Below are 4,626 nucleotides of genomic sequence, written 5' to 3' on the forward strand. Positions count from 1 at the left end.
GAATACTGGGCGCACCAGACTAAAACCTTAGAATCATGACGAACCTGGGCTAAATCATGAAGAAACTTCTTAGGAATCCTTTGAAACTCACGACTATTCATATAAACGCCGGCCTCATCCATAACATAAATAGTCTTAGGGAGATCCATAAAACCATCAAGCTCTTCAGAAAAACGACAGCGGACTTTATTATGTAATATTCGAGAAAGTAACCAATAATAACCAGAATCTAAGCAATAATAATAAAGAGCCTCAAGATTAATGGTAAAGTTAAAACAAAGGTCATATTCTAATTCGTTGGCCGCTTCACAAATTAACTTAAAAGTAGAAAAAGATTTACCCGAACCTTGTGGCCCTATAATTCCAAAAATGGGAGGAAGATAAAACTTCATAATCTCAAATCCTTTAACTAAACTTACCCGGAATTGACTTAAATATTTTCCAAAAAACCACCACAGAAATGACTCTAGAGATATCAAGAATAACCATATAAGTGAGACGACCCCCAACAAAAGGTAAAGAATCACCAATCTGATCAGCTAAATCTCCTAAAGTAATCGGAGAGGAGGGAATAAAATAAGTAGTTCGATCTATTAAGTTACAAGCCCAGTCAGTATAAGAATCTAATGCAGTTGTTGGGGGAGGTGATTGAAGAAAAACATCAAAGATGAAAAACTGCATAAATAACTAAACCTCCTAAAATAGCGGGACGAATACGGTCATAAATATCAACAATGAAACAAGCGTCATAAGAATTATTAAAAATTTCTAACTTAGGACAATTACCAACACCATCACTACCAGAATATTGAGTTAAATCAAAAGGAAACTTATTACTAAAAGAGGAAACAACACAATTAAAAACCCCCTTTTGATCTTTTTCCTTCTCTCCAAATTTAGGGCCAATTTCAACCTCAACCTCTAACTCTGGGGGGTTCTCAGTTTCTTGAGAAAAAGAAGGAGGAGAAACAATTATTAAAAAACAACAAACTGTTATTAAAAATAATAATCGTTTTATCCATCCATTCATAATAAATTTTATTTAGACTAACTCAAAACTAGACGTTTTGAAGAACAACATGGCGAAAGGTACGAACAGCGGAAGAGATGCCCATAGGTAAAATAACCACATCAGTCATGACAGCAACCACACCAGCTAAGGTAATGGCGAGAGTAGTGATCTTATCCATTTCCTCTTGAAAGTCAACATTTTGAGCCTGAACAACCGTAGCACCACCCACTACTAAAGAAGTAGTTAATAAAGCTAAACAAGCATTGCGTTTTAAAGAATTCATAGGTAAAAAGACCTCAAAATAAGTAGGTAAAACCCCAAAATGGGGAGAGCTTTCTAGGGAATCGAACCCTAATTAATCACCAGAAAAGCTTAAACTAATGTCATTTTTTAAAAAGATAAACTGTTAAACTCATCAAACACATAAAACCTAAAGCAGCATAAGACGCTTCAATACCCCAATTAATTGAGTCACTAAAGAATTGAGGAAGAGATTCAATAGTCTCAATGGTTTCTTGAAAGTTATCAGTAGTAGGAGGAGGAGAACCACTAAATAGAAAATAATCAGTTTTTTTCATAATCACCTCAAAAACTTAATAAAAACAGCACACAGAACAGAAGCAGTAAAAGCAACCATTAAACCTGAAGAACCCATGAAGTCAAAAACAGAACCGACCAGATCCGAAGCAAATTGGGAACCACTTTGTCCCCCAAATTGAGGCATACAAAAAACAGCACCATCAGGGATAATATCGGAACAAATACAAGTATCTTCTGAAATAAAACAGCGATCCATTTTTTAAAACCTCAATAGATATTTAATAGCTGTAATACCAGCTAAAGCGGAACAGTAAGCGATGAAATGCTCTTCAATATGAGCAATAAAATTCTCTTGAACAAATTGTTTAGGAGCTTGTAAGTTTAGATCAGAGAATTCAATCGTAAACATTAGATAAAAAGTAAAAATCATTTTTTCTTTTGAGAGCGACGACGAGCGGAAACCTTACGGCTATTTTTAGAAGGCATTCTTTTAACAATCTGCCAAGCTATCATAGGAGCTACTATTATAAAAGTCACAACAAGCACAGCACCGGATTTAATATACCATTGAGCAAAATCCATAATGATGTCTAACATAATTAACCTCAGATTTTATCAGGAATCAGTGAATAGAAAAGATGAAGAAGTAGCAAAACTAAAATAGTAAAAGCTAACTTGATAATGAAAGGAGTTAATAAGGGCAAGTAATAAGACAAGTCAGGCATTTTAAAACAAGCTTCTGAAACCAGCCACTTATTATCATATTTAATATTTGTAACTGTAATATTTAAAGCTCTCATTAGTTTTATTAAACCAGAAATGTGTAAGTTAAGACCATCAAGACAAACCATAATTAACACCTCAAAAAGTAGTGAACATTTTAACTACCTTATAGATAATAGCAACACTATAAATCATGATCAAACATTCAAGAACTCTGTCTAAAAGTAGCTCTAGGAGTATAACAGACTCTTCTAAAGTCATAATTTTAAATCCTTAAATTAGTTTATTGTCATTGCACCCATGCAATTATTTTATTGCATAGATATAATTAAGTCGTAGAAACAGGAGCATTATTGGGGACAGATGGAAAGGTAAAAGCAGCTTTATGTTGTATCATCGTAGGCTTATATAAAGCATTCCCATTTCTTCCCCTAACCTGTTCAAAGACAACATCATAGTAAGCAGGAATCTGAGTAAAAACATCAAAAGTTGTTTTAATATTAGTCTCAATTAAAGGATAACCAATTAACTCAGAAGACTCTTCATATCCTAAGGGATCTATTCCAAAAAACTTAACCCCTCTCACTGGTTTACCATCTTGATCTTGAAAGTCATACTTTTTAACTCCTAGTAATAACATAAAATCGTTATTTCTGGGAATATCAAATTTAGAGATAAATTCAATATCTTTTAACTGGGGTTCCAGTCTACCCATTCTATTTCTAACAGGTCTAAAGGATAGTTTATAAGCTCCAGGAAGAGAGGAAAAGTCATCAATAGTAAAGTTTGGATAAACATCTTTAACAAGAATAGTATATCCTTTTTGTACTCTCGAATCATGTTTATCAGAAGTATTAAAGTAATACATTTTACAATAAGTAACTTCATCGCCGGCACGATTAGTATAAGATCCTGATTCAACCGATAAAACGATGCACTTATCCATAATTAACCTCTTTTTTGATTTCTTTAATGATGTTGTGATGATGAGGTTTAAGACGTTGATAACCGTTGTCAACCAAATCATTAATTAAGTGTTTAAATTCTTTGGAACCATAACCATGAAACGCTATGGCAAGAGTCGGAGCAACTTGGTTATAAAGCCAATCAATGGAACGTTCAAAACAAGGTTGAAACGGTTCTAATTTGACTTTGCGAAAACCGCCGGCCTCAGACCGTAAAGATTCCCACCAATTGGCACGGACAAAACTAGACCAGTAACTTGATGACTCAGTACCGAAGTCGACAGCCCCGGTAATGAACTCAGGAAGACAAAAGCGATCTACTAAGTAATCGTCGACAGCTGACCGCGCATGATCATTTCTTAGTTGAAGCTCCCATCGATGAGCAGGAATACCATGAACCACTTCGGCATCATAAAATCTAAGCACTTTCTCACCTTTACCGAAGTAACAGGTAGGAATAGGGGGACAACCGCGAACAATAGTAGATTCAATTAGTTGATAATAACGGACTAATCGATAATCACCTGATTCACCAAACTGTTTAACCTCTTGAAAAGAAACCCGTTTAGAATAGTCGTCTAAACAAATATCAAAACGAGTTATATTGAAACCGACAGACAAAGAAAAATTGAGTAATTCATGATATTTATCAGATTCTAATTGACTCCAATAAGAACCGGGAATCTGTACTAAAATCTTATACTGTGATGTTTCTTTGTCTAAACGAATACCCCCGAATAGTTTACCACGAACGGAACGAAAAGCAGTTGTGAATCTTTCACCACAGAACAAAGAATGTTCAAGAAGTGACCAAGAATCACCAATGGGCAACAGAGAACAAATATGATCTAAAAAATCAAAAACAATCTATCTCTGAGTTAAAGTAAGCAGTCCCCTGATAATAATCAGGACGCACACTTATTAAAGAAGACATAATAACCCTCAAGCAAAAATGGCTTAAGTAACAAAAGGGTAAAAATTAAATTTAATTTAGAATTAACCCCCTGTTAGAAACAATATACCCTATTACAAAACCTAATTAATCAATACAAAAATACTTAAATACTATACTGATAACAATATCTTATCTATGATTCAGTAATAACACACAAGGCTTTACATAACTATACATAGTCAAAAAATACTGATCACACTCGGCAATCACTCGCAGGCGAGTAATTGCGGGTGTGTTAATCAGGTATTTGATTAGGACTGATGCCGATGTCCTTAAGTAGTTGCTTTATACTATCTTTTAACCGAGTATTTTCTTCAAGCAAACTATTGATCTCGTCAACCAAACTATTACATAAATCAGTTTGAGAGGTTATAATCTGATGATATTGTAAGAGAGAGTTAACAACGTCGTCATATATCTCTGATTCCCCT

At 34.3% G+C, this 4,626-nt stretch carries 11 protein-coding genes; all 11 read right to left on the bottom strand.

From position 1 onward, the window contains the following. Window positions 1-392, bottom strand: a 392-nt coding sequence (locus C4E06_RS15865; RefSeq protein WP_157951169.1) for an ATP-binding protein, incomplete at its 3' end; no start/stop codon positions are given. Window positions 393-405: 13 nt separating this feature from the next. Further along, entirely contained in the window at window positions 406-681 is a 276-nt protein-coding gene (locus C4E06_RS15870; RefSeq protein ID WP_107668952.1) for a hypothetical protein, read from the bottom strand. Beyond that, a complete protein-coding gene (locus C4E06_RS15875) occupies window positions 662-1,030 on the bottom strand; it encodes a hypothetical protein (protein ID WP_107668953.1) in 369 nt (122 codons plus the stop codon). Before C4E06_RS15875 ends, C4E06_RS15870 begins: the two co-directional genes overlap by 20 nt. A gap of 28 nt (window positions 1,031-1,058) precedes the next feature. Further along, window positions 1,059-1,295 (bottom strand): hypothetical protein, encoded by a 237-nt coding sequence (locus C4E06_RS15880; RefSeq protein WP_107668954.1) that lies wholly within the window; start codon window positions 1,293-1,295, stop codon window positions 1,059-1,061. Window positions 1,296-1,395: 100 nt separating this feature from the next. Further along, window positions 1,396-1,590, bottom strand: coding sequence for a hypothetical protein (locus tag C4E06_RS15885; RefSeq protein ID WP_107668955.1), 195 nt, complete (start codon window positions 1,588-1,590; stop codon window positions 1,396-1,398). A gap of 2 nt (window positions 1,591-1,592) precedes the next feature. Further along, window positions 1,593-1,808, bottom strand: coding sequence for a hypothetical protein (locus C4E06_RS15890; RefSeq protein WP_107668956.1), 216 nt, complete (start codon window positions 1,806-1,808; stop codon window positions 1,593-1,595). A gap of 170 nt (window positions 1,809-1,978) precedes the next feature. Then, window positions 1,979-2,149, bottom strand: a complete 171-nt coding sequence (locus C4E06_RS27350; protein ID WP_157951170.1) for a hypothetical protein — start codon at window positions 2,147-2,149, stop codon at window positions 1,979-1,981. 8 nt (window positions 2,150-2,157) lie between these two features. Next, a complete protein-coding gene (locus C4E06_RS28015) occupies window positions 2,158-2,403 on the bottom strand; it encodes a hypothetical protein (protein WP_107668957.1) in 246 nt (81 codons plus the stop codon). A gap of 200 nt (window positions 2,404-2,603) precedes the next feature. Further along, window positions 2,604-3,221, bottom strand: coding sequence for a hypothetical protein (locus C4E06_RS15900; RefSeq protein ID WP_107668958.1), 618 nt, complete (start codon window positions 3,219-3,221; stop codon window positions 2,604-2,606). Then, window positions 3,214-4,071: a replication initiation factor domain-containing protein gene (locus C4E06_RS15905; RefSeq protein ID WP_157951171.1), complete on the bottom strand. Its 858-nt coding sequence runs from the start codon at window positions 4,069-4,071 to the stop codon at window positions 3,214-3,216. The genes C4E06_RS15900 and C4E06_RS15905 overlap by 8 nt, the downstream gene beginning before the upstream one ends. Window positions 4,072-4,430: 359 nt before the next feature. Then, on the bottom strand, window positions 4,431-4,626 hold a 196-nt coding region (locus C4E06_RS28810; protein WP_232826266.1), incomplete at its 5' end, for a hypothetical protein.

This window comes from Cyanothece sp. BG0011, assembly GCF_003013815.1.
Taxonomy (GTDB): domain Bacteria; phylum Cyanobacteriota; class Cyanobacteriia; order Cyanobacteriales; family Microcystaceae; genus Crocosphaera.

Coding starts and splice junctions, on each gene's coding strand:
- C4E06_RS15875 (WP_107668953.1), bottom strand. CDS start 1,030: ATGAATGGATGGATAAAACGATTATTATTTTTAATAACAGTTTGTTGT.
- C4E06_RS28015 (WP_107668957.1), bottom strand. CDS start 2,403: ATGGTTTGTCTTGATGGTCTTAACTTACACATTTCTGGTTTAATAAAA.
- C4E06_RS15870 (WP_107668952.1), bottom strand. CDS start 681: ATGCAGTTTTTCATCTTTGATGTTTTTCTTCAATCACCTCCCCCAACA.
- C4E06_RS15885 (WP_107668955.1), bottom strand. CDS start 1,590: ATGAAAAAAACTGATTATTTTCTATTTAGTGGTTCTCCTCCTCCTACT.
- C4E06_RS15890 (WP_107668956.1), bottom strand. CDS start 1,808: ATGGATCGCTGTTTTATTTCAGAAGATACTTGTATTTGTTCCGATATT.
- C4E06_RS15880 (WP_107668954.1), bottom strand. CDS start 1,295: ATGAATTCTTTAAAACGCAATGCTTGTTTAGCTTTATTAACTACTTCT.
- C4E06_RS15900 (WP_107668958.1), bottom strand. CDS start 3,221: ATGGATAAGTGCATCGTTTTATCGGTTGAATCAGGATCTTATACTAAT.
- C4E06_RS27350 (WP_157951170.1), bottom strand. CDS start 2,149: ATGTTAGACATCATTATGGATTTTGCTCAATGGTATATTAAATCCGGT.